At 41.4% G+C, this 26,510-nt stretch carries 29 protein-coding genes; 18 read left to right on the forward strand and 11 right to left on the reverse strand.

The features are described from left to right. Positions 1 to 35: 35 nt before the first annotated feature. The 3 genes from ACR42H_RS05980 (at position 36) to ACR42H_RS05990 (ending at position 4,737) form a co-directional block, all read left to right on the forward strand. Positions 36 to 1,010: a glycerophosphodiester phosphodiesterase family protein gene (locus tag ACR42H_RS05980; protein WP_436375082.1), complete on the forward strand. Its 975-nt coding sequence runs from the start codon at positions 36 to 38 to the stop codon at positions 1,008 to 1,010. 174 nt (positions 1,011 to 1,184) lie between these two features. Further along, positions 1,185 to 2,915, forward strand: coding sequence for an ABC transporter ATP-binding protein (locus tag ACR42H_RS05985; protein ID WP_436375084.1), 1,731 nt, complete (start codon positions 1,185 to 1,187; stop codon positions 2,913 to 2,915). Continuing rightward, positions 2,908 to 4,737, forward strand: a complete 1,830-nt coding sequence (locus ACR42H_RS05990) for an ABC transporter ATP-binding protein (RefSeq protein ID WP_436375085.1) — start codon at positions 2,908 to 2,910, stop codon at positions 4,735 to 4,737. Before ACR42H_RS05985 ends, ACR42H_RS05990 begins: the two co-directional genes overlap by 8 nt. Positions 4,738 to 4,829: 92 nt before the next feature. Here the strand turns inward: ACR42H_RS05990 and ACR42H_RS05995 are convergent, their stop codons facing one another. Both ACR42H_RS05995 and ACR42H_RS06000 read right to left on the reverse strand, forming a co-directional pair. Then, on the reverse strand, positions 4,830 to 5,498 hold the full coding sequence (locus tag ACR42H_RS05995) for a vWA domain-containing protein (protein WP_436375086.1): 669 nt from the start codon (positions 5,496 to 5,498) through the stop codon (positions 4,830 to 4,832). 65 nt (positions 5,499 to 5,563) lie between these two features. Further along, positions 5,564 to 6,625: a M20 family metallopeptidase gene (locus ACR42H_RS06000; RefSeq protein WP_113883192.1), complete on the reverse strand. Its 1,062-nt coding sequence runs from the start codon at positions 6,623 to 6,625 to the stop codon at positions 5,564 to 5,566. Between the two features lie 309 nt (positions 6,626 to 6,934). Here ACR42H_RS06000 and ACR42H_RS06005 point away from each other — a divergent pair, with 309 nt between their 5' ends. Next, a complete protein-coding gene (locus ACR42H_RS06005; protein ID WP_113883193.1) occupies positions 6,935 to 7,438 on the forward strand; it encodes a DoxX family protein in 504 nt (167 codons plus the stop codon). A gap of 55 nt (positions 7,439 to 7,493) precedes the next feature. Here the strand turns inward: ACR42H_RS06005 and ACR42H_RS06010 are convergent, their stop codons facing one another. From ACR42H_RS06010 to ACR42H_RS06020, 3 genes are all read right to left on the reverse strand, one after another. Further along, the gene (locus ACR42H_RS06010; RefSeq protein WP_009335826.1) at positions 7,494 to 7,682 is read right to left on the reverse strand and encodes a YfhD family protein; all 189 of its coding nucleotides are present in this window, start codon (positions 7,680 to 7,682) and stop codon (positions 7,494 to 7,496) included. A gap of 92 nt (positions 7,683 to 7,774) precedes the next feature. Next, on the reverse strand, positions 7,775 to 7,900 hold the full coding sequence (locus ACR42H_RS06015) for a YfhE family protein (protein WP_113883194.1): 126 nt from the start codon (positions 7,898 to 7,900) through the stop codon (positions 7,775 to 7,777). A gap of 73 nt (positions 7,901 to 7,973) precedes the next feature. Then, positions 7,974 to 8,879 carry a TIGR01777 family oxidoreductase gene (locus tag ACR42H_RS06020; protein ID WP_436375089.1) on the reverse strand — a complete coding sequence of 302 codons (906 nt, stop codon included), beginning with the start codon at positions 8,877 to 8,879 and terminating at the stop codon, positions 7,974 to 7,976. A 331-nt stretch (positions 8,880 to 9,210) separates the two neighbouring features. Between ACR42H_RS06020 and recX the strand changes: the two genes are divergently transcribed. After that, positions 9,211 to 10,014 (forward strand): recombination regulator RecX, encoded by an 804-nt coding sequence (gene recX / locus ACR42H_RS06025; RefSeq protein WP_436375091.1) that lies wholly within the window; start codon positions 9,211 to 9,213, stop codon positions 10,012 to 10,014. An 18-nt stretch (positions 10,015 to 10,032) separates the two neighbouring features. On the opposite strand, the gene ACR42H_RS06030 is transcribed toward recX, so the two are convergent. Continuing rightward, complete coding sequence (locus ACR42H_RS06030) at positions 10,033 to 10,704, reverse strand: SDR family NAD(P)-dependent oxidoreductase (protein WP_436375093.1); 672 nt, start codon at positions 10,702 to 10,704, stop codon at positions 10,033 to 10,035. 227 nt (positions 10,705 to 10,931) lie between these two features. Between ACR42H_RS06030 and ACR42H_RS06035 the strand changes: the two genes are divergently transcribed. After that, the gene (locus ACR42H_RS06035; protein WP_436375094.1) at positions 10,932 to 11,261 is read left to right on the forward strand and encodes a YfhH family protein; all 330 of its coding nucleotides are present in this window, start codon (positions 10,932 to 10,934) and stop codon (positions 11,259 to 11,261) included. A 23-nt stretch (positions 11,262 to 11,284) separates the two neighbouring features. On the opposite strand, the gene ACR42H_RS06040 is transcribed toward ACR42H_RS06035, so the two are convergent. Both ACR42H_RS06040 and ACR42H_RS06045 read right to left on the reverse strand, forming a co-directional pair. Further along, entirely contained in the window at positions 11,285 to 11,443 is a 159-nt protein-coding gene (locus tag ACR42H_RS06040) for a YpzG family protein (protein ID WP_009335831.1), read from the reverse strand. A 20-nt stretch (positions 11,444 to 11,463) separates the two neighbouring features. Next, the gene (locus tag ACR42H_RS06045; RefSeq protein WP_009335832.1) at positions 11,464 to 11,634 is read right to left on the reverse strand and encodes a small, acid-soluble spore protein K; all 171 of its coding nucleotides are present in this window, start codon (positions 11,632 to 11,634) and stop codon (positions 11,464 to 11,466) included. 128 nt (positions 11,635 to 11,762) lie between these two features. Between ACR42H_RS06045 and ACR42H_RS06050 the strand changes: the two genes are divergently transcribed. Next, positions 11,763 to 12,032 carry a YfhJ family protein gene (locus tag ACR42H_RS06050; RefSeq protein ID WP_113883200.1) on the forward strand — a complete coding sequence of 90 codons (270 nt, stop codon included), beginning with the start codon at positions 11,763 to 11,765 and terminating at the stop codon, positions 12,030 to 12,032. Positions 12,033 to 12,065: 33 nt separating this feature from the next. Here the strand turns inward: ACR42H_RS06050 and ACR42H_RS06055 are convergent, their stop codons facing one another. Then, a complete protein-coding gene (locus ACR42H_RS06055; protein ID WP_113883201.1) occupies positions 12,066 to 13,046 on the reverse strand; it encodes a metal-dependent hydrolase in 981 nt (326 codons plus the stop codon). 241 nt (positions 13,047 to 13,287) lie between these two features. On the opposite strand from ACR42H_RS06055, the gene mutY reads away from it, so the two are divergent. After that, positions 13,288 to 14,388 carry an A/G-specific adenine glycosylase gene (mutY, locus tag ACR42H_RS06060; RefSeq protein ID WP_436375097.1) on the forward strand — a complete coding sequence of 367 codons (1,101 nt, stop codon included), beginning with the start codon at positions 13,288 to 13,290 and terminating at the stop codon, positions 14,386 to 14,388. Positions 14,389 to 14,419: 31 nt separating this feature from the next. On the opposite strand, the gene ACR42H_RS06065 is transcribed toward mutY, so the two are convergent. Continuing rightward, positions 14,420 to 14,644: a hypothetical protein gene (locus ACR42H_RS06065; RefSeq protein ID WP_113883203.1), complete on the reverse strand. Its 225-nt coding sequence runs from the start codon at positions 14,642 to 14,644 to the stop codon at positions 14,420 to 14,422. 391 nt (positions 14,645 to 15,035) lie between these two features. Here ACR42H_RS06065 and fabL point away from each other — a divergent pair, with 391 nt between their 5' ends. The 10 genes from fabL to nikC all read left to right on the forward strand — a co-directional run bounded on the left by fabL (position 15,036) and on the right by nikC (position 25,273). Then, a complete protein-coding gene (fabL, locus tag ACR42H_RS06070; RefSeq protein WP_436375099.1) occupies positions 15,036 to 15,785 on the forward strand; it encodes an enoyl-[acyl-carrier-protein] reductase FabL in 750 nt (249 codons plus the stop codon). 87 nt (positions 15,786 to 15,872) lie between these two features. After that, on the forward strand, positions 15,873 to 16,064 hold the full coding sequence (locus ACR42H_RS06075) for a gamma-type small acid-soluble spore protein (protein ID WP_035333109.1): 192 nt from the start codon (positions 15,873 to 15,875) through the stop codon (positions 16,062 to 16,064). 207 nt (positions 16,065 to 16,271) lie between these two features. After that, entirely contained in the window at positions 16,272 to 16,523 is a 252-nt protein-coding gene (locus tag ACR42H_RS06080; protein WP_113883205.1) for a YgaB family protein, read from the forward strand. Positions 16,524 to 16,814: 291 nt separating this feature from the next. Further along, complete coding sequence (gene ntdP / locus ACR42H_RS06085) at positions 16,815 to 17,345, forward strand: nucleoside tri-diphosphate phosphatase (RefSeq protein WP_113883206.1); 531 nt, start codon at positions 16,815 to 16,817, stop codon at positions 17,343 to 17,345. Between the two features lie 176 nt (positions 17,346 to 17,521). Beyond that, the gene (locus ACR42H_RS06090) at positions 17,522 to 19,270 is read left to right on the forward strand and encodes an ABC transporter ATP-binding protein (RefSeq protein ID WP_436375102.1); all 1,749 of its coding nucleotides are present in this window, start codon (positions 17,522 to 17,524) and stop codon (positions 19,268 to 19,270) included. 320 nt (positions 19,271 to 19,590) lie between these two features. Continuing rightward, positions 19,591 to 20,607: an ABC transporter ATP-binding protein gene (locus tag ACR42H_RS06095; RefSeq protein WP_436375104.1), complete on the forward strand. Its 1,017-nt coding sequence runs from the start codon at positions 19,591 to 19,593 to the stop codon at positions 20,605 to 20,607. Next, entirely contained in the window at positions 20,582 to 21,550 is a 969-nt protein-coding gene (locus ACR42H_RS06100; protein WP_436375106.1) for an ABC transporter ATP-binding protein, read from the forward strand. The genes ACR42H_RS06095 and ACR42H_RS06100 overlap by 26 nt, the downstream gene beginning before the upstream one ends. A gap of 76 nt (positions 21,551 to 21,626) precedes the next feature. After that, positions 21,627 to 23,237, forward strand: a complete 1,611-nt coding sequence (locus tag ACR42H_RS06105) for an ABC transporter substrate-binding protein (protein ID WP_113883210.1) — start codon at positions 21,627 to 21,629, stop codon at positions 23,235 to 23,237. 116 nt (positions 23,238 to 23,353) lie between these two features. Then, on the forward strand, positions 23,354 to 24,358 hold the full coding sequence (locus ACR42H_RS06110; protein WP_113883211.1) for an ABC transporter permease: 1,005 nt from the start codon (positions 23,354 to 23,356) through the stop codon (positions 24,356 to 24,358). 54 nt (positions 24,359 to 24,412) lie between these two features. Then, positions 24,413 to 25,273, forward strand: a complete 861-nt coding sequence (gene nikC, locus ACR42H_RS06115; RefSeq protein ID WP_436376860.1) for a nickel transporter permease — start codon at positions 24,413 to 24,415, stop codon at positions 25,271 to 25,273. A 56-nt stretch (positions 25,274 to 25,329) separates the two neighbouring features. Here nikC and ACR42H_RS06120 read toward each other — a convergent pair whose 3' ends face one another. Then, on the reverse strand, positions 25,330 to 26,409 hold the full coding sequence (locus ACR42H_RS06120; RefSeq protein ID WP_436375109.1) for an FUSC family protein: 1,080 nt from the start codon (positions 26,407 to 26,409) through the stop codon (positions 25,330 to 25,332). Positions 26,410 to 26,510 lie beyond the last annotated feature (101 nt).

A 26,510-nucleotide genomic window follows, 5' to 3' on the forward strand; every position in this document is an offset into this window, starting at 1 on the left:
AGAAAAGATTTATTTATACAATAACCGGAGGACAAATGAAAAAGACAAAGAAAATCTTAAAACGGCTGATCATAATTTTATTAATTCTCGGGGTATTTATGTTTTTAAACAACACCTCCCTGCTGACAAAAGAAAGAAATGCTAAGCCGCTGCTTCTCGCCCATAGAGGAATGGCACAGACTTTTCATATGGAAGGGATAACCGGGGAGACGTGTACGGCTGAAAGAATTTACGAGCCTGAGCATTCCTTTCTTGAGAATACGATTCCTTCCATGAAAGCTGCTTTTGAGGCAGGTGCAGATGCAGTTGAATTGGATATTCAGCTTACAAAGGATGGACAGTTTGCGGTTTTCCATGATTGGACGCTGGAATGCCGGACAAATGCAAAGGGAAATACCAGAGATTATACAATGAATGAATTAAAAAAGCTGGACATTGGGTACGGCTATACAGCGGATAATGGAAAAACCTATCCGTTTCGCGGTAAAGGAATCGGGATGATGCCCAGCCTTGATGAAGTCTTGAATCAGTTTCCGGAAGGCGATTTCTTAATCCATATTAAAAGCAATGATCCCCAAGAAGGAGAAAAGCTTGCTGAATACCTGTCCATGTTTTCAGAAGACAGATTGGCGAAAATATCTGTTTATGGAGGAGACGAACCTATTGCTGCACTGAAGGAAGAAATGCCTGCAATGAGGGTGATGTCCAAGGCCACTTTGAAAGAATGCCTTCTTCCTTATTTAGGAACGGGGTGGACAGGATATGTTCCAAACTCCTGCAAAAACACACAGCTTCATATTCCTGAATCATATACAAAGCTGATGTGGGGCTGGCCAAATAAGTTCTTGAATCGAATGGATGATGCAGGCACAAGAGTTATTGTGGTTGCAGGGGACGGGAACTGGTCGGAAGGATTTGACAGACCAGAGGACCTGGAACGGCTGCCTGAAGATTATTCAGGAGGCATCTGGACAAACAGAATCGACCTGATTGCCCCCATATATAAATAAGAATAAATAGGCGCTTGGTTTGATCCAGGCGTTTTTTAATTTTTTAATTGGAATTATTTAAAAATTTTGTAAAAAGGATTATGATATTAATAGGTTTATTTAGTTTGTCGAAGGATTTTAGATGTCTTATTATACATATATTATAAATTGCAATTACAGCTTGGGGGACTATAAATGGCGAAAGTTTTAGCATTTCTTAAGCCTTACCGGATAGCGGTGGCAATAGCATTATTCTTAATGCTGACGGAGCTTGCTGTTGAGCTTATTCAGCCATTGCTAATGGCAAAGATCATAGATAAAGGCATCCTTCAGAACAATCTTCAGGAAGTCGTGAAGTGGGGAGGGTTTATGCTGGCTGCCTCTTTTGCCGCTTTTGCGGCTGGAGTCATTAATTCCTTTTATGCTGCCCATGTCAGCCAAAGCTTTGGTTTTGATGTAAGGAAAAGCTTATATGACAAGGTGCAATCCTTCTCTTTTGCCAACTTTAATCTTTTTCCAACATCTTCATTAATTACCCGAATGACTAATGATATTACGCAGCTTCAAAATACAGTTTTTATGAGTCTTCGTATCATGATGAGAGCTCCTTTATTAATAGTTGGCGGCCTTATAATGGCTTTTGTGGTAAATGTGAAGCTTGCTCTTATCTTGTCAGCTGTGGCCCCCTTCCTTTTTCTATTTCTGTTTTGGGTAATGGGAAAAGGCGGCGTGCTCTTTAAAGCAGTCCAGGAAAAGCTGGACTCTGTGAACAGCGTCATGCAGGAGAATCTGACCGGGATTCGGCTAATTAAAGCGTTTGTCCGCAGAAATCATGAAGTGAAACGATTTACGCGCACGAATGAGGATCTTAGAGATGGAACGGTTAAAGCATTGCGTCTAATGGAAGTGACCATGCCTGTTTTGCTTTTAATCATGAATCTAAGTATTCTTGGTGTGCTTTGGTTTGGCAGCAAACAGGTAAATGCAGGGGAAGTAAAGGTAGGAGAGATTGTTGCAATTGTTAACTATGCTACCAGAATAACGGCCGCATTCTCCATTTTCTCCTGGATTATCATGGCATTTTCAAGGGCGAGGGCCTCTGCAAATCGTGTTGCAGAGGTGCTGGAGACTGATGTGGATTTGACAGACAACTCAGAATCCGAGAATGCCCTAACAATAAGTCAGGGCAAAATTCTATTTAAAAATGTATCTTTTAATTACCCAGGCACTTCAGAGAAGGTGCTGGATGGCATCAGCTTTACAATAAATCCTGGGGAAACAGTAGCGATATTAGGTGCAACAGGCTCAGGAAAGACATCTTTATTCCAGCTCATCCCCCGGCTTTATGATGTGACCGGAGGTAAGGTTGAAATTGATGGGCATGATGTACGGGAAATGAAAATGGAGAATCTCCGCAGGAAAATTGGCTTTGTGCCTCAGGAAGCCCTGCTTTTTACAGGCAGTGTGAAAGAGAACATTTCATGGGGCAAGGAAGATGCCGTGATGGAGGAAATAACTGAAGCAGCTGTCAATGCACAGATACATGAAACGATTATGAAGCTTCCTGGAGGTTATGAAACAAAAGTGGGACAAAAGGGTGTTAATTTATCGGGCGGGCAAAAACAGCGTCTATCCATTGCACGGGCGCTGGTAAGAATGCCGAAAATCCTTCTGCTTGATGACAGCACAAGTGCTCTGGATATGAAAACAGAGGCAAAACTTTTGTGTTCTTTAAAAAAATATCCTTGTACAACACTGATTATCACACAGAAAATCAGTACAGCAATGGAAGCAGACAGAATCTTTTTGCTTGAAGATGGAAGGCTTCTGGCAGAGGGAGACCACGAGAATCTCCTTAAAACATCAGGATTGTATAAGCGGATTTTTCTATCCCAATCTGGAGAGGAGAACAGAAATTATGCTTAAACAGCTCAAAGAACCTTTCCAATATAAAAAGATTCCTCTCGACTTGAATGGTGAATTTACTAAAGGGAAAAAGCCGAAATCTGAGAACATCAATTTCACATTAAAAAGAATCTGGACATACTTAGCCTACAATAAAGGGTTGTTATCTCTTGTTCTATTAATGGTGGTTATCAGCTCAGCAATGGGGCTGCTTGGTCCATATTTAGTCGGGATGGCGATCGACGAGTATATTGTCACAAAGAACAGCAATGGATTTATAGCCTTACTGATCTGGCTCGGAGTCATCTATGTGATGAACTCGCTTGCACTTTGGTTTCAGAATTATTGGATGATCGGCATCGCCCAGGAAACTGTATTTACAATGAGAACGAAGCTTTTCAAACATTTGCATAAGCTCCCTATTCCGTTCTTTGACAAGCGGCAGCAGGGGGAACTGATGAGCAGGGTAACAAACGATATTGAAAATGTCAGCTCGACTCTGAACAGTTCAGTGATCCAAGTCTTTTCCAGCCTGCTGACTTTAATTGGCACTGTTTCCGTTATGCTTTGGCTCAGTCCTTTGCTGACGCTCATTACACTGATCATTGTGCCGCTGATGTTTTTTGGAATGAAATGGATTACAGCACGGACAGGAAGGTTATTCAAAGAGCAGCAAAAGAATCTTGGAGAGCTGAACGGTTTTATTGAAGAAACCATATCAGGACAGAGGATCATAAAGACCTTTTCACAGGAAAAGAAAGTTATGGGCGAGTTCCGGGAAAAAGGAGAAAAGCTTAGGGGGGCAGGGTTCTGGGCTCAGACATATTCCGGGTTTATCCCGAAGCTGATGAATGTTCTGAACAACTTGAGCTTTGCCATTATTGCGGGGGTTGGAGGCATTTTTGCTCTGAATGGAATGATTTCAATCGGTGTCATTGTCATATTCACGGAGTATTCCCGACAATTCACACGTCCGCTTAATGACCTGGCAAATCAATTTAACACACTTTTATCAGCGATTGCAGGAGCAGAGCGGGTATTTGACATTATGGATGAAGATGAAGAATTCAGAAATGATGAGCAGCTAAAAGAACTTACCGTAGTGAAAGGCGAGGTTGAATTCCAAAATGTATCTTTTTCATATGAAGAAGATGGGAATACGGTAAGGGATGTAAGCCTTCATGTAAAAGCAGGACAGACTGCTGCCTTAGTTGGTCCGACAGGTGCAGGAAAGACAACAATGATCAATTTAATCTCCCGATTTTATGAAAGGGACTCAGGCCGTATATTAATTGACGGTGAAGATATAGCCAATGTGAAAAAAGAAAGCCTGAGGAAGCATATGGGATTTGTGCTGCAGGACTCGTTTCTTTTCAGCGGCACTGTGCGCGAAAATATCCGCTACGGCAGGCTGGAAGCATCAGATGAAGAAGTGGTGGAGGCGGCTGAGCTTGCCAATGCCCATTCTTTTATCATGAAACTTCCTCATCAGTATGAGACAGTGCTGAGTCAGGACGGAAATGGCATTAGTCAGGGGCAGAAACAGCTTCTTTCCATTGCACGTGCATTTCTGGCCAACCCGGGCATTTTAATTCTGGATGAAGCAACAAGCAGCATTGATACGGTGACAGAGCTTAAAATTCAGGATGCCCTTCAGGAACTGATGAATGGCAGGACCAGTTTTGTCATTGCCCACCGTCTGAATACGATTCAGAAAGCGGATAAAATTTTTGTTCTTGAAGAGGGCAGGATTATTGAGGAAGGTACACATGAATCTCTGCATGAACAGGAAGGCTTTTATTATCGGCTTCATGGTAAAGCGGCTGTGGGTGCGAATGCTTGAAATGGCATTTGGATGGAAAATAGGTGTATGGCCTGCAGGGATATAATAGATTAGGCGGACTTGATTACTATCAAATCCGCCTTTTTGCTTATCTATAAAATGACATTCTTTTCTTTAGCTTCTTTTAGCCAATCCGGGAATTCATTCAACAAGAGGTCATAAAGTTCGTTATCAGAAATGGTCTCGATATTTTTAATGTGGAAAAAGTTTGCGTTATCGATATAGCGGCCATCCATTTCATCCACCTTTTCCAGTACTTCAAAGTTTGAATCGCCTATGCCGACAAACTGCCAAAATAATGGTTTATCGGATGATGCTGCAACCGGTTTTTTGATCGTTCTTTTACAGCCTCCATCATTAATGAAAACAATGAAGGCAGGGTCTTTACTCCGATCTTCTGTGGTATATTTCTGAATGACATCCGCCATTACTGGCGGTTCATCATTTCTTCCGAATTTGTGAATCAGATCATTATTTATGATATATTGATCCACATATCCTTCAAAGTCATGTTCTGTTACCGGCTTCAACCTGGAAAATTCATTATCATAGACCCAAATATCAAGTGCGCCGTCATCATCAAATTGGCTGGCAACTGCTAAGATTCTCTCCACAACCCTTTGGACAGTCCCGTTTTTATATAACTTGCGCATGGAGCCGGAAATGTCCAGAACAAGTCCTACCCTGGCAGTAACATTTGTCAGCTTCTTTTTCTCCAGGACAAGTCCTGCCGATTTTTTTAATAAACTAATAGAGCTCATTACTGTGAATCCCCCTTTAATCATATATCCAAAAATTTACCATACTGGGAGCCTATTAGCATTATTTAATTTGAAAATTTCATAGCAAAGTCGATAAGCATTTTTTCATATAAATGAATGGAATGCGGCAGGACATATTCATTATCACCGTGCCAGTTCATGCCGGTTGGGCCAAACTCGATAGCTGGTATCCCGTAATTGGCAAAGAACACAGTATCAGCAGAACCATGCTGCCCAAAGAAAACAGCTTTGTCTTCTGTGTGCTTTTCAACAATAGGTTCAAGCATCAAGATGAAAGGATTGTCTCTGGCTGTTACAAGCGGCTTGCTGAACATATTCATGATTATTTCTCCATCTGTGATATTTTCGATTTGTTTGATGATCTCTTCATGATCCTGTTCAGGCAAGTATCGGATATCATAGGACATTATACATTTTTCAGGCACCTTATTATAAACATCTCCTCCAGTTATTTTTGCCAGATTAATCGAAGGCTGTGGAAAGAATTCAGATGCTTCTTTTGCAAAAGGCAATTTTAATAGTTTTTGATGTACTTCAAAAGCCTTTTCAATGGCATTGACTCCTTCCCATGGACGGCTGCCGTGGGCCGGATCTCCGTCTATCTGGATGTCCAGCCTGATAACTCCTTTCGCTTCCAGAGCAATTCCGAGCTGAGTCGGTTCAGAACAAATGACAAAATCCCCGCGATACCCCTGTTCTGCTAAATACCCGGAACAATTAAAACCGCCGATTTCTTCATCTGATACAATTTGAAGCTGTATTTTTACGCCAATTGGCTTATTGCGGAGTGCTTTTACTGCACACATCATGGCCGCAACCCCGGCTTTCATATCCGCTGCCCCGCGTCCATATATTTTATCCCGGAGTTCTACAGGAATGAACTGTTCATCCTTTCCTGAGACAACATCCACATGTCCATTAAAAATAACGGTTTGATCACCGCTTCCAATCTCACAGACTGTCATTTTATAGCCATTATTTTCAATTATTCTAGAGGGAAGGTCGTGGCCTGACAGCCATTGATGGCAATATTCGATTGCCTGGTTTGCTCCTTCCTTTGAAGAGCTATTAATAGAAATGAGATCTTTCAGTAAGCTTTCAAGCATGTGTCTAAGGTCCTCCTTTAATGCAGCAATTATTTTACACAGTACTATTCCTATTCCCGCTTTATCGGAATGAAAACAGCCTGATCAATCATAGCCCGATATTTGTGAAGAATTGGTGAAGTGTATTGCGAAAAGGAAAGGGAAGGAGTATATTATAAGTGAAGAGAGTTAGTGAAGTATTTCACAAGCGACTTCGCTGGAACAATCTTTCTTCTCAAGAGCTGGCCGGCTTTTAAATCCCCTGATAGGGAAAAATTTTTTAAGTGACTATGTGAAATTATTCACAATAAAAACATGGAGATGATTATCATGAAATGGTGGAAAACTCCTAAGGCAGCAGCCGTGTGGACAATATTAAGGGTTTGGCTTGGAATACAATGGCTTGAAGCTGGGTGGCATAAGGTAACAGAGGGATTTAACGCAGGCGGATTCATGCAGGGGGCCATAGCGCAAGCCGCTGGCGACCATCCGGCTGTGCAGGGCTGGTATGCGGGATTCCTGGAAAATGTAGCATTGCCAAACGCGGATTTATTCAGTACTTTAGTTGCATGGGGCGAAGTTCTTGTTGGAATTGGACTTATACTTGGAGCAGCGACCATTCCGGCATTAATCGCAGGAGCTTTCATGAATCTAAACTTCTTATTAGCAGGAACAACAAGCACTAACCCAATACTATATACAGCAGCAATCATCCTTCTATTTACAGGTGCAGGTGCTTACTACTGGGGTGTTGACAGATTCGCTATCCCTTATATTAAGACAATGATGAAAGGCGGTCACGGAATAGGGAAAAAAGAAGCACACACTCACTGAGAATAGATATATAAAAGCAGGAACCTTATGTTCCTGCTTTTTTTGTCCTTTAGGGCTAGCGTTTCTGTCTGCTTTTTGCCCGCTGATCAGCAGCCTTGGAACGTGCCATTGCCTCGAGATCATCATGATCGGCAAGTTCGCGGTTAAATTCTACGTCGATGCCGTCAGATTTCATGTTTTTTGGTACTTGTGGAAGTGATGATTTGTTTTTATCACGAGTTTTATGTCCATGTGCACGGCCCATTGTAAATAACCCCTTTCAGCAATAAAGGTGCGGAAACTAAATGTTTCCGTACCTTTATCATGTGCCATTAATAGGGCTGGTATGGGTGGAAATTAATGTTTTGACTGTCTGCCTGCAAATCCGCCCGCTTTGTCAGCTGTTTTGAATTCTCTTGAATAAGTTACTTCCTGCATGCTTGATAAAGTGCTTTTGGATTTGTCTTTTTTCTTTTTGTCCACTTCGTATCATCCTTTCAGAATAAGGTTCACACTTCCCTTATTTTTCCCTTATTTGAAAAAAATGATACAAATTTCATTGATAAATATCGCTGAGAGCTGCCTTTAAGTCTGGATATAAAAATTCATAACCGAATGACTGCAATTTTTCAGGAAGTACTTTTTGCCCCTCTAAAACCAGGGTACTCATCTCCCCAAGAGCTATTTTCAGAGCAAATCCAGGAGCAGGAATCCAGTGTGGGCGATTAAGGACTTCTCCAAGTATTTGTCCAAATTCCTTCATTGTCACAGGGTAGGGCGATGTAAAATTCACAGGACCCTGAAGCTGTTCTTGTTCAATGCAAAAAAGGATTCCGTTTACGGCATCACCTAAATGAATCCAGGAAACCAATTGACTGCCTGTTCCGACAGTCCCTCCGGCAAATAATTTATAAGGAAGGGCTATTCGCGGAAGAGCACCATCGTTCTTCTCAAGAATGATTCCAAACCTGCAGAATACTGTCCTGACTTCAAATTCTTCTGCCTTGGATGCCTCTTCCTCCCAGCGTCTTACTGTTTCAGCCAAAAAATCAGTACCGCTTTTCCTGGAAGCTTCGGTGAAGGTTTCAACCTTTGAAGTGCCATAGTAACCAACAGCGCTGGCATTGATAAGTGTATACGGCTTTTCTTCAAGGCGGCTAATAATCCGGATAACTTCCTTAGTGGCTGTAATGCGGCTGTTTAATATTCGTTTTTTTCGTTTTTCCGTCCATCTTCCACTGTTAATGGACTCACCAGCCAGGTTGATAAACACGTCAATGCTTTCCAGATTATCTTCCGGTGAATCATCATCGTTCAGCCATTGTACATAATACAGGTTTTTAGAATGCTGCTTATTAGATATATCTCTGGTTAGAATAAATATTTCATGTTTTTTCTCCAGTAATTTTTTCACCAAGGCGTTTCCAACAAAGCCAGTTCCGCCTGCGATGGCTATTCTCATGGGAGATTCCCCTTTCAAGTGGCAAATACTTTGTTACAGTTTACGACGTTTTAATTCAAAATCCTTTTTTTTGATAAGGTTGTTTTCGCAAGGTTTGTTGCTTTTTGTATATTATTTATTGAGTTGATTGGAAGGTACCGACACCCCTGCAGGAGTAGCGGGACAGGTGAGACCCCGCAGACGCGGAGCGTCGAGGATGCTCACCGCCCGCCCCGCGGAAAGCGAGCAGCCTGGAGCGGAAATCAACGGTTAACATGGATAGGCGCAAAACATCAATTTATACGAAAAGAGCCTTTGGTTATGTTACATTTAAGAAAAGAGGTGGAGAAAAATGCCGATCATTACGAAAATCACATTTCAGAAAAAAAACACAGACCGCTACAATATATATATGGATTATGGGAAAGGTGAAGAATATGCATTTAGTGTGGATGAAGATGTGTTAATAAAACATCAGCTCAAAAAAGGAATGGAGCTGGATGAATTTTCACTAAATGAAATTGGCTATCAGGATGATATCCGGAAATCCTATAACATAGCTATTCAGTATTTATCCAGAAGGATGCGCTCAGAAACCGAAGTCCGCAAACATTTAGCTGGCAAAGAAGTTGAAGAACCGGTTATTCAGGAAGTTGTTCACAAATTGTATGATTACAAATTTTTGAACGAAGAAGAATATGCAATTGCTTTTGTGCGTACACAAATGAATACATCAGATAAAGGGAAAGGATTAATCCGCACTGAACTAAAGGAGAAAGGGATATCCCTTAAATTAATCGATGAGGCGCTGGAGGTGTATCCAAGGGAAGCTGAATTAAGTACAGCAATAAGGCTGTGTGAAAAGCATGCACAGAAATATGCCCGTGATTCATCAAAGATCCTCAAACAAAAACTGGAACAGATGTTAATGCGTAAAGGTTTTAATTTTGACATCATTCAAGAAGCAGTATCTGAAACGGAGATTGAAAAAGAAGAAGATGAAGAATTGGCTGCCCTAAAGTACCAAGCGGAAAAAGCCAAAAGGAAATATGCTAACCTCCCTGAATTCGAATACAGGCAAAAAATGAAACAAGCCTTATTTAGAAAGGGATTTTCGTTCGATTTAATTGATCAATATTTAAGTGAAGGAGAATAACACATGGAAACCCATGTGTTATTTTTTAGATTCAATTACAATGGATTCTTCATCCAAATTATCCAGAATCATTACTGCTACTTCTTCAGGAGAACGAAGCCTGGATTTGTCTTTGATATGGTCGCCTTCATCCCAGAAGGGGGTATCCATTCCGCCCATATAAACGGCTTTAACTTTAATATCCGTGTCTTCGAGTTCCTTCTGAAGGCTCTCTGTAAAACCTCTTACAGCAAACTTGCTTGCTGCATACACTGATTCATTAACTTTTCCTTTTAAGCCAGCTGTCGAAATGATATTCATCAGCAAGCCGCCGTTTTTTTCTTTAAAATAAGGCAGAACAGCCTGAGTCATATAAATAGTGCCCAGCACGTTTGTTTGAAGCATATCCTGTATTTCCTGCTCTCCAAGATGGTCTAATGGCCCAAAATGTCCAACTCCAGCATTGTTAATTAGGCCGTAAAGTTCATGGCTTTGGATTTGAGCCATCAAGCTGCTGATCTCCTGGAGCTTTGTAATATCTAATGAAAAGGATTGAGCGCTTCCGCCAGCTACATGAATCTCCTTTTCCACGCTTTGCAGTTTGTCCAAGGCCCTTCCTGTTAAAATAGTATGGAAGCCTTGTTTGGCAAATAATAAAGCAAGCTCTTTACCTAATCCGGACCCCGCGCCGGTAATGATGACAGACTTCATATGTTTCGCTCCTTTGAAGGTCTTATAAACACCATCTTAACAAAAAAGTCCAGTACTTGCGAAATGGTATAAAAAACAAATAGCAGGAGCCTTTTCTAAACAGGCATTTTCTCATATACTTAGTTATGTCAGAACGGAAATCAATGCACAATTAATAAACTGAACATAAATTTCAAGAATTAACTAAAACAATATACGATTATCTAGAGAAAGTAAGAGGGATTAATATGCAGGAGAAAAGGTACAGTACAATGACTACGTATGAGCTTCAGCAAGAAATTTCCAGCTTAAATGAAAAAGCAAGGAAAGCGGAACAGATGGGTATGGTAAATGAGTTTGCCGTTCTTGAGCGTAAAGTAATAATGGCGAAATCCTACCTGCTCAATCCTGATGATTTTTCCCCTGGAGAAATTTATGAAATCGCCGGGGATCCCGGGGTTTACTTTAAAATTGAATATATGAATGGCGTGTTTGCCTGGGGATTCCGGCTAAATGGAAGCAAAGGTGAGGAAGCTTTGCCGATCTCCATGCTGAAAAAACTGGAAGAAAGAGGATGATGTAAACCATCCTCTTTCTGCTGTTACGAATTTTTGCGAATCTGCCGTTTTAAAATAATGAGGTCTTGAGTTTGCTGGGTCTCACCATTTACTTGTGAATGTGCACGTTTAGGCCTAAAGTGCGGTGAAGTAAATGGACTGGAATAAGGATTATCTCCAAAAAAGTTTTTGCTGTTTCCCATAACCAAGCCCTCCTCGTATTTTAAAATTCTGGTGTGTCACTTTCGCGGTTTGATGAAGCTCTCATTCGTTCCTGAGGGTGCGTATTAATTGTGCCATCAGCCCGGCGTGAAGCATATTCTGCTTTAGCCCGCGGCTCCCCCTCCAATTTTATATTGTTTTGATTTGGGAAATTTCTCGCTTTATTGCGCATAAGCAGCCTCCTAAACCGGAATAAGAGCGTGACCGGCAAATTTGCCAATCACGTAATACTATTATTTGTTTTTTTCGGAAGGCTATGAAGGATACAGGTTATTAATAAATGGTAATGAGGTGACTTTTATGAATGAGTACCAGCAAAAGCTTTATGAGCTTTTATTGAAAAAAAACAAAATGCTTTCAGCAAGCCAGGCCCAGACATGGATTGAGCTGCTCTGGGAAGATTTTGAAGCAACTTATGCTAAGGCTGGCAGAGAATATAAAGGTGCTGAAATGACAGAAAGAATCGTAAGTCAATGGGTAGAAAACCATGGAAGCAGGCTCCATGAATTTGTTGCTAATAATCCTAAATACAAGAATTTGCTTGAACAGGACATAAAAAAGCTGAATTAAAAACAGGCTGCCTATAATAGCAGCCTGTTTTCATTAGCCAGGAATGATATCCAGTTTTTTTCGAAGTTTTTCCTCACTGAAAATCCAGCCTGTATAGGATGATTGAATGTTAAACTCCCGATCGAGCTGGACCACGGCTACAAATGGATAGTGTCCATTGCTCCGGTAGCGAAGGTCAATAAATCGAACTTCATAATAATCATCATATTCATCCACTTCCCAGCGGTAAACTGGTGAGAAGGACAGGAATGCTGATAGATTTTTATCTTTCTTCGCGGCTTCAATTACAGGTGTTTCAGGAACGGGAACGCGATTAAATTGATCGAGAATCCTCACATGGTTTTTTACAGCACGCCCAACGAAAAATTGCTGCCTGCTCATCACGGCAACCCGCCATTGATTGAACCTCATGGTTGGGGCAATGATGATTTCTGTGGCATCGGGTATAATTACTTTTACAGCTCTCAGTACACTTCTCTGAGCCGCAAATCGAAAAAGATAATACACCACGATAATGCCATATATAATTAAGAATGTATAACCAGGATGAGCCCCGAAGGCCCATATAAATAATCCTGCGACATGGATCCCAAAAATGAAAGGGTCAAATGTGTTAATAATTCCCAATGCTACCCATTTGGATGAAAAGGGCCGAAGTGCCTGTGTTCCATAAGCATTAAATATGTCTACAAAAACATGCAGGAAAACAGCCAAAAAAGTCCACAGCCATAAATGAAGCAAATCTGCTGAAGGAAAAAATGGGTAAACAACTGCAAGTATGGCAAGAGGCCAAAGCAGCACTGCCGGTATGGAGTGGGTAATTCCCCTGTGATTGCGAATATATACAGCATTATTTCTTAGTTTTAAAACAGTATCTATATCTGGTATTTGTGAACCGACTATTGCTCCAATCATGACACTTGTTGCTGTAGCAGAACTCTCCGCAACAACGGGGTCAAGAGTGGCAATGCCGCCAATCGCCAGCCCCATAACTACATGTGTGCCGGTATCCAAGAGGAAAATACCTCCTTCCTTGGGACATGGTCTAGTGTTTGATTTAATCTATAGCGGACTTGATGGCCGCTTTTTTAGTGTATCAGCAAATTTCTTGTTTTAACAGCTGAATATGGGTACCTTTAAGGGAGTTGCTTAAATTGAAAAAAATGTTTAATCATCAAGAATTAGGGATTAAAGAAGCGACTGTACTAATATATTCCCATATTTTCCGATTGTTTAACATCAGGAGGATTAAAAATTGAAAGAAATTAGTCAAAATACGATTGAATCAGTTGATATAAATGGTTTTCAAGATGATTTGCTCAGGTGGTTTGAAGCTGAGCAAAGGGATTTGCCCTGGAGAAAGGACAAGGATCCTTACAAGGTTTGGGTTTCCGAGATTATGCTTCAGCAGACACGGGTGGATACCGTAATTCCTTATTTTCATCGCTTTATTGAACAGTTTCCGACTATAAAGGATCTTTCTGAAGCAGATGAAGAAAAGGTATTAAAAGCCTGGGAGGGTTTGGGCTATTATTCAAGAGCAAGAAACCTTCAGGCGGCTGTCCGGGAAGTTCATGAAAAATATGGCGGAAGAGTTCCAGATACACCAAAAGAAATTTCTTCATTAAAAGGAGTAGGACCTTATACAGCAGGAGCAATTCTCAGTATTGCTTACGGAATACCGGAACCGGCTGTGGATGGCAATGTCATGCGGGTCCTTTCGCGTATCCTCTCTATCTGGGATGATATCGCCAAGCCTTCTTCCAGGAAAATTTTTGAGTCTTCCGTCCGAAAATTAATTTCACATGAAAATCCATCCTATTTCAATCAGGCCCTCATGGAGCTTGGAGCATTAATTTGTACACCAACTTCACCTTCATGCTTATTATGTCCGGTGAGAGAGCATTGTACTGCTTTTTACGAGGGAGCGCAGCATGAGCTGCCCGTAAAAACTAAAACAAAGAAGCAAAGAAATGTCCAATTAGCAGCAGCTGTCCTCATAGATGATCACGAAAGAATTTTGATACACAAAAGGCCTGGAAAAGGCCTTCTTGCTAATCTTTGGGAATTTCCGATGGAAGAAATCAATATTGCTTATGTAAGCGATAAAGACCAAATGAAAGATGTGTTCAGCACACAATTTGGCGCCAAAGTGGAAATACAGGAAATGACTGGGCAGATTGAACACGTTTTTTCCCATCTAACATGGAACATAAATGTGTATAAAGGAAAAATAATAAAACTCGAAAAAGAAAAAAGCGATTTGAAATTAGTCAGCCTTGAAGAAATTAAAGAATTTCCTTTTCCGGTTTCCCACCAGAAAATATGGAAGCAATATTTGGATAGCAGAGGATAGAGAAGGGGGCGTCCCCCCTTTTTCTATATGATTAATCGTAGCTTACCCGAGTTCCATGCGTATAATCAGCTTCCTGCCTTTTCAAGCCGCCGCGGTTTTCTATTTCTTCGATGATTTCCCTATGGATGGTTTGCCCTTCAGCATTTAAATAAGGCATGATCTGCTGAAATGAATGATGGTAAAAAGCAAGCTCACTTTCCTTCCAGTCCGATTTTGACATCATAGAAAGCTCGGTCATATCACGTCCGACAAACATTTGCCATCTTCCTTTCCTCATTTGGATTAAAGATAGTGTTTTAATTCGAATTGCCATATATACATGGAAAAAGCTAAAATGAAATCGGTAAGGGATTTTATTTAGGCTATTTCCTTATAGTTTGTTGCTGTTAAATTCAAACAACGTTTAACATGCAGAGTTGATTAAAGCGGAGGACACTAATGCTGACGCATTTCCTTCGTACGGAGTTCATTCGGTGTAGCTTATTAAATGTTCTTCGGGAGGCTCTCCTTCCTCCTCGCGGAAATCAACGGACGTTATTATTAGGCTATACAACAAACTAGAGAGAACAGCTCAATTTTTAAATTACCGGTATAACAATCCTTAAACAGTTTGGAACAGGAATACATAACAGAAAGGAAACTGGATCATGACACAAAAAGTAGCACTGATAACAGGAAGCAGCAGAGGAATTGGAAAGGCAACGGCCATCAGGCTTGCCAAAGAAGGCTATGATATTGTCATCAATTACGCACGCAGTAAATCAGCTGCAAATGAAACAGCAGCCGAAATCGAGGCACTTGGAAGAAAAGTCCTGATTGTAAAAGCAAACGTAGGGGACGTAGAAAAAATTAAAGGGCTTTTCCAGGAGATTGACCGTGAATTTGGAAGGCTGGATGTGTTTGTAAACAATGCAGCATCCGGTGTACTGCGCCCGGCAATGGAACTCGAAGAATCCCATTGGGACTGGACGATGAATATTAACAGCAAAGCTCTGCTTTTCTGCGGACAGGAAGCTGCAAAGCTTATGGAAAAAAATGGCGGCGGGAAAATAGTAAGCATCAGCTCACTGGGGTCGATCCGCTATCTGGAAAACTATACGACTGTAGGGGTTTCCAAGGCGGCATTAGAAGCACTGACACGTTACTTGGCTATTGAATTGGCTCCCAAAAATATCGTCGTAAACGCTGTTTCAGGCGGTGCAGTTGATACTGAAGCACTAAAACATTTCCCTAACCGTACAGAGCTTCTCGAAGAAGCAAAGACCAAAACTCCTGCAGGGCGTATGGTGGAAATTGAAGATATGGTTAATACAGTAATGTTTTTGATAAGTGAGGAATCCAGCATGATCCGCGGTCAAACGATTATTGTGGATGGTGGTATTTCTCTGCTTGTTTAATGAAAAAAATGGATATCTTTGGTATTTAAAAAAGTTGGATAGTTTCCTCCGCTCTCGGTTAAATTAATGAGCGTGGAGGTGATTATAATGGCTAAACAACCAAACCAATCTCAAGCTGGAACTAACGTTCAAGAAGTGAGACAACAAAACGCACAATCTGCTGGACAAGGCCAATTCGGAACTGAATTTGCCAGCGAAACAAACGCTGCTGAAGTAAGACAGCAAAACCAGCAAGCTGAAGCTCGTAAAGGTCAAAATGCCGGCAAACAAAGCCGCTAATAACATTTAAAGAAAGAAGCCGCCTTTAATGGAAAGGGCGGTTTCTTCTTATTTGTGCGGATTAGAATTAAAGTCCCCAGTCAATTTTTTATCTCTGGCCATCTCTTCGACAAAACTTCCATAAAGTCAACATAACTAGTCAAAGGGTTAAAAAAAGGTGCATCGAAATATAGAGATAGGAAAAATAATAGGGACGGTGAAACAAACATGGAGAACTTTAACAGTTTAGTTTCAGAACAGATGAAAACGATGGAAAAGCTTCTTTATCTTCAAAGTGAATTGGAGCGCTGCCAAGAGATTGAAGAAGAATTGAAGGCAATTCAGCAGGAAACCGAGCTTGAAAGTGTACAGTATGAGATTTCAAGGATGAAAGAAGAACTGAAAGAAATTCATCGTATATTTGAGGAACAGACCGAAGAGGTCATCCGCTCCTATCAGGAAGTAAATGTAACTGTTTAAAAATAACAATCCTTCCCTAAATCCATCTGTTCTTCAATACCTATAAAATCAGCTATATATCCTTTTTTAAAAGCCGTTGATACATTTCAATGGCTCTTTGTTTTAAAAATTTCCTTTTACCGTTATAATAGTAGAAAATAGGAATCGTACTTTGTTGCCTTTTTCTTTTGGATAGTATTGAGTCATGCTGTGCATTAAACGCCGGCATGAAGGGGAGGACGCCTATTAAATGGCGCCAAAAAAAGTATTTTCAGGTTGCAAAGCTTCCGGAATGGAAAGTAGGGGAAAAAAATGGCGGTACCCATCGAAGGCGAACCAATGCAAATACACAGCTATAAACATAATGGGCATATCCACCGCGTCTGGGAGGAAACAACCGTATTAAAAGGGACACAAAATTTAGTGATTGGCGGAAATGACCGGACAATCGTAACAGAATCTGACGGAAGAACATGGGTGACAAGAGAGCCAGCCATTTGTTATTTCCATTCACAGCACTGGTTTAATGTGATTGGAATGATTCGGGAAGATGGTGTTTATTATTACTGCAATATCAGTTCACCATTTATTTTTGACGGAGAAGCGTTAAAGTATATTGATTATGATCTGGATATTAAAGTGTATCCGGACATGACATTCAATCTGCTTGATGAAGATGAGTATGAACGGCACCGTCAGGAGATGAATTATCCCGATGTAATTGACAGCATCCTTAGATCGAATGTTGACAATCTCATCCATTGGATCCGTCAGAGAAAAGGTCCTTTTGCACCCGACTTTATTGATATATGGTATGAACGTTATCTTACTTACAGACGCTAAAAAATGGCTGAATGCCGAAAAAACGCCTGTTGGACCTTGAGTCAGCAGGTTTTTATTTTTGTTCAGATCTGCATGATTACCAGGTTTAGGGGTAAGTTTAAGAAAATAATTGGAAATATAGGCTGATAGTCCAAATTAAAGAAAGCTGCATGAAGAAGAGAGGGGGAGCGATCCGGTTGGACAGTATAAAGAGATATTTGAAATTCGTAAAGCCGTATCGGCTTCAGATTATCGGAACCATTATAATAGGCATCATTAAATTTGCCATTCCACTTTTGATTCCGCTTCTGATTAAGTATGTAATAGATGATATTATTGGTAATGAGGCATTGAGCAAGAGCGATAAGACCAGCACACTTTTAATGGTTATGGCTGTGATGATTGCTTTATTTGTCATCGCCCGTCCGCCAATTGAGTATTACCGCCAATACTTTGCCCAATGGGTGGCAAGCAAAATTCTATATGATATCCGGGATAAGCTTTTTACTCACATTCAAAAGTTAAGCTTCCGATTCTATGCAAATACAAGAACAGGGGAAGTAATCTCCAGGGTTATAAATGATGTTGAGCAAACCAAAACATTCGTAGTAACCGGTTTAATGAATTTATGGCTTGATGTGGCAACCATTTTAATTGCAGTTGTCATTATGCTGAATATGGATGTTACGTTGACGATTGTGTCTCTGCTTCTATTTCCATTCTATGCTTTCTCAGTCAAATACTTTTTTGGGAACCTCAGAAAGCTGACAAGGGCCCGTTCACAGGCCCTAGCAGAAGTACAGGGCTATCTGCATGAACGTGTTCAGGGGATGGCAGTTGTTAAAAGCTTTGCAATTGAAGATTATGAGCAAACCCAATTTGATGCGCAAAATAAAAATTTCCTGACTAAAGCGATTGACCATACGAAGTGGAACGCAAAGGCATTTGCAGTTGTTAACACCATTACAGATATTTCACCGCTTTTAGTAATTGGCTATTCAGGATATCAGGTTATCCAGGGGGAAATTTCTCTCGGTGTTATGATGGCGTTTGTCGCTTATATAGATAGATTGTACGGTCCGCTGAGAAGGCTTGTTAACTCATCAACAACCTTAACTCAATCGATAGCATCCATGGATCGAGTATTCGAGTTAATTGATGAGAAATATGATATAGACGACTCTCCTGATGCAATCCAATGCCAGAATGTTAAAGGGCATATCCAATTTGAAGAAGTGAGCTTTTCCTACAATGAGAATGAGCCTCCGGTATTAAAGGAAATAAATCTTGATGTATCAGCAGGGGAGACAATTGCCCTTGTTGGGATGAGCGGAGGAGGGAAGTCCTCATTAGTAGGGCTGATTCCGCGTTTTTATGACGTCAACGAAGGCAGAATCCTGCTTGATGGCACTGATATCCGTTCGTTTAAAGTCAGGAGCCTTCGCGATAAAATTGGCATGGTGCTGCAGGATAATATTCTGTTCAGCGAATCGGTTAAAACAAATATTCTTCTCGGCAAGCCCGATGCCAAGGAGGATGAAGTAATAGAAGCTGCCAAGGCTGCCAATGCCCACGAATTTATTATGAATTTGCCTGAAGGATATGATACCAAGGTAGGCGAGCGCGGTGTGAAACTCTCGGGTGGGCAAAAGCAGCGGATCGCCATTGCGAGAATTTTTTTGAAAAACCCGCCGATCCTTGTGCTGGACGAAGCCACTTCAGCCCTTGATTTAGAGAGTGAACATCTTATACAGGAAGCATTGGAAAAATTGGCTAAAGACCGCACGACTTTTATCGTGGCTCATCGCCTTTCCACCATCACTCATGCGGATAGAATTATCCTGATAGAGCATGGTGAAATTTCTGAAGCGGGAAGCCATGAAGAATTAATGAAAAACCAGGGTAATTATTATAAGCTTTTTCAGGTTCAGCAGCTTGAAAATTAGGTTTAGGAGCCGGCTCTATTACAGGGCCGGCTTTGTTGTGCACTTTTTTATAGCAATGCGTTAAATTACTATAGTATTAAAACAGCTGCCAGCAAATAAAGGTAATTAATCTCCATCTTTTTCATAAATATTAGTAGGATATTACTTACAAAATCATATCTAAAAATATATAATGTTTACTATATTTAAATAATTTAGAAAAATGAGTAGACTTAACCAATCTTTTTTTATAGAATGAAAAAAAGATAGTGACCTAAGGTCTAAAAATGTTAAAAATGTCCCATTTCATAGAAAAGGACGATCAAGAAAGGAGTATCCGTGTGACTCAAGCTCCAGTATTAGATGTAAAGCAGCTGAGGACTTCCTTTTTTTCATCAGATGGAGAAGTTCCCGCCGTGGACGATATCAGCTTCTCGGTTCACAAGGGTGAAGTTCTTGGAATTGTAGGTGAATCGGGCTGCGGAAAGAGTGTTACATCTCTCTCCATTATGAAGCTGATCCCACAGCCCCCCGGAAAGATTGTGGGCGGTGAAATTCTCTTGGATGGAGAAGATCTTGTTAATGCATCAGAAAGAAGAATGCGTGAAATAAGAGGCAATGAAGTGGCTATGATTTTCCAGGAGCCGATGACTTCATTAAATCCGTTATTTACAATTGGAGATCAGCTGGTAGAAGGAATCAAATTACATAAAAAATTAAAAAAGAAGGCCGCGAGCCAGCAGGCAGTTGAAATGCTGAAGCTTGTTGGACTGCCAAGGGCAGAGCAGATTATGAAGGAATATCCCCATCAGCTGTCGGGGGGAATGAGGCAAAGGGTAATGATTGCCATGGCTTTGTCCTGCCATCCGCGCCTTTTGATTGCGGATGAGCCGACGACCGCTTTGGACGTTACAATTCAGGCCCAGATTCTATCTTTAATGAAGGATCTAAATGAAAAACTGGATACAGCCATTATTATGATCACTCATGATTTAGGGGTAGTAGCTGAAGTCTGCGAACGGGTAATTGTTATGTATGCCGGGAAAATAGTGGAAGAGGCTACGGTAGAAGAGATATTCAAGAACCCAAAACACCCTTATACCCAGGGACTTCTTCAATCCGTTCCTGATGTAAGAGAAAAGAAGGAGCGTCTATATTCCATACCGGGAAATGTCCCAAAACCGGGCTCCATCAAGACTGGATGCCGTTTTGCAGCGCGCTGTGAATTTGTCCATGACCGCTGCATGACGGAAAGTCCTCCGCTTTACAATGTCGAAAAAGCAGAGCAGCATACGGTGCGCTGTTTCCTGCATGAGTCTGGGGGTGTCATTAATGACCGAAGTGCTGTTGGAAGTTAATCAGTTAAAAAAGTATTTTCCAGTATCCGGCGGCCTGTTTGGAAAAAAACTAGGCGATGTGAAAGCAGTTGACGATATCAGCTTCTTCGTCAATAAAGGGGAAACGCTTGGATTGGTTGGTGAATCAGGATGCGGCAAATCAACCACAGGCAGAATGCTGATGCGCCTGATAGAACCAACAGAGGGAAAAGTAGTTTTTGAAGGAAAGGATCTGACTGCCCTTAACTCGGCGGAAATGCGCAAAATGAGAAAGGAAATGCAGATGGTATTCCAGGATCCTTTTGCTTCCTTAAATCCGCGCCATACAGTTGAGCAGATTTTGGAGGAACCTCTCATTGTCCATGGCATCGGTAATAAAGAAGAGCGTAAAAAGAGGGTAAGGGAGATGCTGGAGGTTGTCGGCCTCAGCAGCTACCATGCCAAACGCTATCCGCATCAATTCAGCGGCGGCCAAAGGCAGAGGATTGGTATTGCAAGAGCATTGATGACCAAGCCAAAGCTGATCATTGCAGATGAGCCTGTTTCAGCTCTAGATGTATCCATTCAATCACAGGTGCTCAACCTGCTGGAAGATCTGCAAAAGGAATTCCAGCTGACGTATATATTCATTGCCCATGATCTCGGGGTAGTTAAACATATCAGTGATAGAGTCGGTGTTATGTATCTTGGAAGATTAGTAGAAATCACAACATCTGACCAGCTCTACGATAAACCGCTGCATCCGTATACAAAGGCTTTGCTTGGTGCAGTTCCCATCCCTGATCCGACTTTAAAGAAAGACAGGGAGCTATTAACTGGGGACATTCCAAGTCCGCAGAATCCGCCAGCTGGATGTGCATTCCATACAAGATGCAAAGAATGCATGGAGGTCTGCAAAACAGAGAGGCCACAGCTGAAGGAAATAGAACCAGGTCACTTTGCTGCCTGCCATCTTTATAGCTGAGCTCTAAAAGTGGCAGAACTGCATGGATGATAAATAGGTTAATAGCCGATACCGGCAAGAAAAAAGGGGGAAAACAATGAAAAAGCGCAATGGCATTTGGTTCCTTGTTGCAGCTTTGCTTCTGTCACTGGCTCTGGCCGGCTGCAGCAGCAACTCAAGCAGCGGAACGAAAGACGAAAAGGATAATGAGAAAGGTACAGATACAGAAGAAACGTCTTCAGGCGGCACATTAGTATTTGGCCGCGGCGGTGACTCTACTTCGCTTGATCCCGCTATCACAACAGAAGGTGAATCTTTTAAAGTTACAAAAAACATCTATGAAACTTTGATTGAATTTGGTGAGCAGGATACAGAAATACAGCCTGGCCTTGCTACTGAATGGGATTCAAGTGAAGATGGGCTAAAGCATACATTGAAGCTTCGAGAAGGTGTTAAGTTCCACGATGGAACCGATTTCAATGCTGAAGCGGTTGTCTTCAACTTTGAAAGATGGAAAGCGGGAAGCGCTGAGCAATTCTATTACTATAACTCACAGTTTGGAGATAAAATCTCTGAAGTTAAAGCTGTAGACGATTACACAGTTGAATTTATTTTAAACAAGCCAATCGCACCATTCTTAAAGAACCTTGCAATGTCTCCATTTGGAATTGCAAGCCCGGATGCGATTGAAAAACACGGTGATAAATTCCTTCACAACCCGGTTGGTACAGGTCCATTTGTATTCAAAGAATACAAAGCCAACGACCGCATCACACTTGTAAAAAATGAGGAATATTGGCAGGAAGGCCTTCCAAAGCTTGATCAGGTTATCTTCCGTGTCATTCCTGAAAACTCTGCCCGCCTGAACGCTTTGGCTACAGGCGAAGTAGACTTAATCGATGGTGTTAACTTCAGTGATGTTGGCCAAATCGAAGGAAACCCGGACCTTCAGACTTTTGAACGTCCATCATTAAACGTTGCTTACCTTGGATTGACAAGCACCCGCGGACCATTAAAAGATAAGAAGGTCCGCCAGGCATTGAACTATGCTGTTGATAAGCAAGCTCTAATTGATGCTTTCTATGCTGGTGCAGCTGAGCCAGCGAAAAACCCAATGCCTTCAGTTGTAGCGGGTTACAATGATGACGTTAAAGATTATGAGTATGATCCTGAAAAAGCTAAGGAGCTTTTAAAAGAAGCGGGATATGCTGATGGTTTTGAAATGGAACTATGGGCGATGCCGGTTCCTAGACCATATATGCCGGATGGACAAAAAGTTGCTGAGGCACTTCAAGCCAATTTTGATGCAATTGGTGTTAAAGCAAAAATCGTCACTTATGAGTGGGGTACTTACCTGGATAAAGCCAAGAATGGTGAAGCTGACACCTTCCTATTAGGATGGACTGGCGACAATGGGGATGCTGATAACTTCCTATATGTACTTCTTGACCAGGACAGCATCGGTTCTAACAACTACTCTTACTACCAGAACCCTGAAGTGCATGAATTGCTTGTAAAAGCCCAGGCTAGTGCAGACCAGGCAGAGCGTGAAGAACTTTACAAACAGGCTCAGGTTCTGATCAAAGAAGATGCTCCGTGGATTCCGCTTGTTCACTCAAGACCAATCCTTGCGGGCAAGGCTGATATCACAGGCTTCAAGCCGCACCCAACAGGCTCTGATTTACTCGCAACTGTAGAATTTAAATAAGAGGCTTCGAGTGAGATAAGTATACTTCTTATATTCAAGGAAAAGGGAGTACAGTTCTGTAGCTCCCTTTTCTATTCCAACAAATCTAGACAACCTTCAAGAGAGGTGAAATGACAATGCTGTCTTATACACTAAAACGTTTGTTTTCCCTTATTCCTGTTCTTCTGGGGCTCTCCCTTATCGTCTTTTTTATGATTCGGGCAATTCCTGGTGATCCAGCACAGATTATCTTAGGACAATTGGCAACAAAAGAAGCAGTAGAGGAATTAACGAAGCAGCTGGGGCTTGATCAGCCTTGGTACCTTCAATATTTTACATACCTTGGCGGGCTTTTTACGGGGGATCTTGGAGAATCACTCCGTACTAAAACAGAAATAAGCCAGGAAATTTGGCCGTATCTGGCTGCAACAATTGAACTTACATTCGTTGCCATGTTAATCGCTGTTTTTATCGGTGTGAATGCCGGAATCATCAGTGCATGGTATCAGAATTCCTGGTTCGATTATGTGGCAATGGTACTTGCGCTTATTGGTGTTTCCATGCCAATCTTCTGGCTTGGTTTAATGGAGCAGTGGGCATTTGCCATTAAGCTGGACTGGCTTCCTACATCGGGAAGGGAAGAAGTAAGAAATCCGATTACGGCCATTACGAACATATATATGATTGATACCCTCCTGCAGGGAAGAATGGATCAATTCTGGGATGTTATCAGACACTTGATTCTGCCGGCATTTGCCCTGGCAACAATTCCAATGGCGATCATTGCGAGAATTACACGTTCTACGATGCTTGAAGTAATGAGATCTGATTTTGTCAGGACGGCGAGGGCAAAAGGCTTAAGAATGTTCTGGGTCGTTTATAAGCACTCATTAAAGAATGCCATCATTCCAGTTCTAACGATTATCGGTCTTCAAATGGGATTATTGCTTGGAGGAGCGATTTTAACAGAGACGATTTTCAGCTGGCCGGGAATCGGACGTTATATTTATGAGGCTATCAATTATCGTGACTATCCTGTTATCCAGTCAGGCATACTTGTCATTGCATTTATCTTTGTCATGATCAATCTAATTGTGGACTTGCTGTATGCAGCAATCGATCCGCGCATTAAATATAATTAAGGAGGGGGAACGGACTTGGAACTTTCAACACAAAAAGACCTTCAGCCGCCTATTATGCCAGCTGAAGAAAAAGCAGTTTCCCCCTGGGTGGAAGCATGGAGGAGCTTTAGAAAAAATAAACTGGCTTTAATCGGCACCATTATTGTATTATTCTTCATTCTTCTGGCCGTATTTGCACCGCTTATTGCTCCGCAGGGAATTAATGAGCAAATGCTGTCAAAAAGGCTTCAGGCACCATCAGGCGAGCATTGGTTTGGAACGGATGACTTCGGCAGGGATATCTTATCAAGGGTTGTTTATGGGGCAAGGATCTCCTTATGGGTCGGGTTTCTGGCCGTAATCGGATCTATTGTAGTTGGCTGCCTTTTAGGTGTAGTGGCAGGATATTATGGCAAATGGGTTGATACGATTATCTCCCGTATTTTTGATATCATGCTTGCTTTCCCAAGCATTTTGCTGGCCATTGCGATTGTGGCAGTGCTTGGCCCATCATTGAGAAATGCCCTGATTGCCATTGCGGTAATCAATATTCCTAACTTTGGCAGACTTATCCGTTCAAGGGTGCTGAGTGTAAAACAGGAGGAATATATAATGGCCGCAAAAGCGATCGGAATGAGCAACAGCCGGATTCTCTTTAGGCATGTGCTGCCAAATAGCATGGCTCCGATTATTGTACAGGGAACACTTGCCATCGCAACAGCAATCATTGAATGTGCTGCCCTTGGATTCCTTGGCCTCGGTGCAGAGGCGCCTAATCCTGAATGGGGAAAAATGCTCTCTGATGCTAAGGCATATCTAATACAGGCTCCATGGACGATGATTTTCCCTGGGCTTGCAATTATGCTTACGGTTCTAGGTTTTAACTTAATGGGTGATGGATTAAGGGATGCTCTTGATCCAAGAATGAAGAATTAACAAAAAAGCAGCTGAAATCAGCTGCTTTTTCCTATGAATGTTAGTTTTCCTCAGGTCTATTCGGAGTTCTCCGGTATTGAAACCTCATTTTCCTCTTTATGATATGCCTGAAAACTGGATATAAGTTTATCAAGGTGTTCCACATGTTCATCGTAATCAACAATAGCTGATACAACTTGCATGATATGCGGGAGAATGGACTCTTCATCATGCTCATACCCTTTTTGCTGAGCCAGGAAAAGGCTCACCAGTTCCTTTCTGCTCAGGCTGAAGTCGCCTTCCTCAAAAACTACATTCGGTCGAACTTTCCCAATAAATTTAAGCATGACGTGTTCATGATAATGGATAAGGATATCAAGCTGCTGCTGAACTGCATGCTGAAATTCCTCTGGCATTTGCTGCAGATCATTTTCATAGCGGTGAAGCTTTTTTAACGTTTCCAGCGAGCGTTTAACAGTCGAGATCATTTGCCTATAAATAACGAGTTTTCTGGACTTAACCTGATCATTGCGTTTAAAATAATTTCTTTCCTCTTTATACATCAAGTACAGCTGATCAAGCTTCACATTGCTTTCTTTCATTTTATCAATATCGTTTTTGAGCAGCTTGTGTTCAGACGCATGCCGTATATTTAGCCTGATCCATTTAGTAATTTCCTCTGTGCTATTGGATATTTTAAAATAAAGCTTATTCTCATATTTAGGAGGAAGAAATACAAGGTTAACGATAAAAGCCGATAATACACCAAGCATAATGGTTGAAAAACGAATAAGTGCAAACTGCAAAAAGGTATCGCCCGGTGTTTCCATAATGGCAATCAGGGTTACAAGTGACAGTCCAATAGTGTTTTCGATTTTAAGCTTTAGATTGATCGTGATAACAATAATAGCTGCCAGACCAATAATGAAGACATCGTTGCCGAATAATAGCACGAATATCACGGCAATTAATGCACCGATCGCATTACCCTGGATCTGTTCAACAATAGATAGATAAGATCTGTAAATAGTCGGCTGAACGGCAAAGATAGCTGCAATTCCTGCAAAGATAGGAGCAGGCAGATGAAAGAGTTCCGATAAAAAAAGAGCCAGAATGATTGCGATCCCCGTCTTAAGTATGCGGGCGCCAAGTTTCATACAATAAATGTCCTTTCTTTCATTAAGATTTTTTATCTTGTGGTTCATTAAAAAGCAAGTTGAATTAAATCGTAATTAAAGTAATTATAGATACTTTAAAC

Origin of the sequence: Cytobacillus sp. BC1816 (assembly GCF_051353635.1) — a bacterium.
In the GTDB taxonomy this organism is placed as follows: domain Bacteria; phylum Bacillota; class Bacilli; order Bacillales; family Cytobacillaceae; genus Cytobacillus; species Cytobacillus oceanisediminis_C.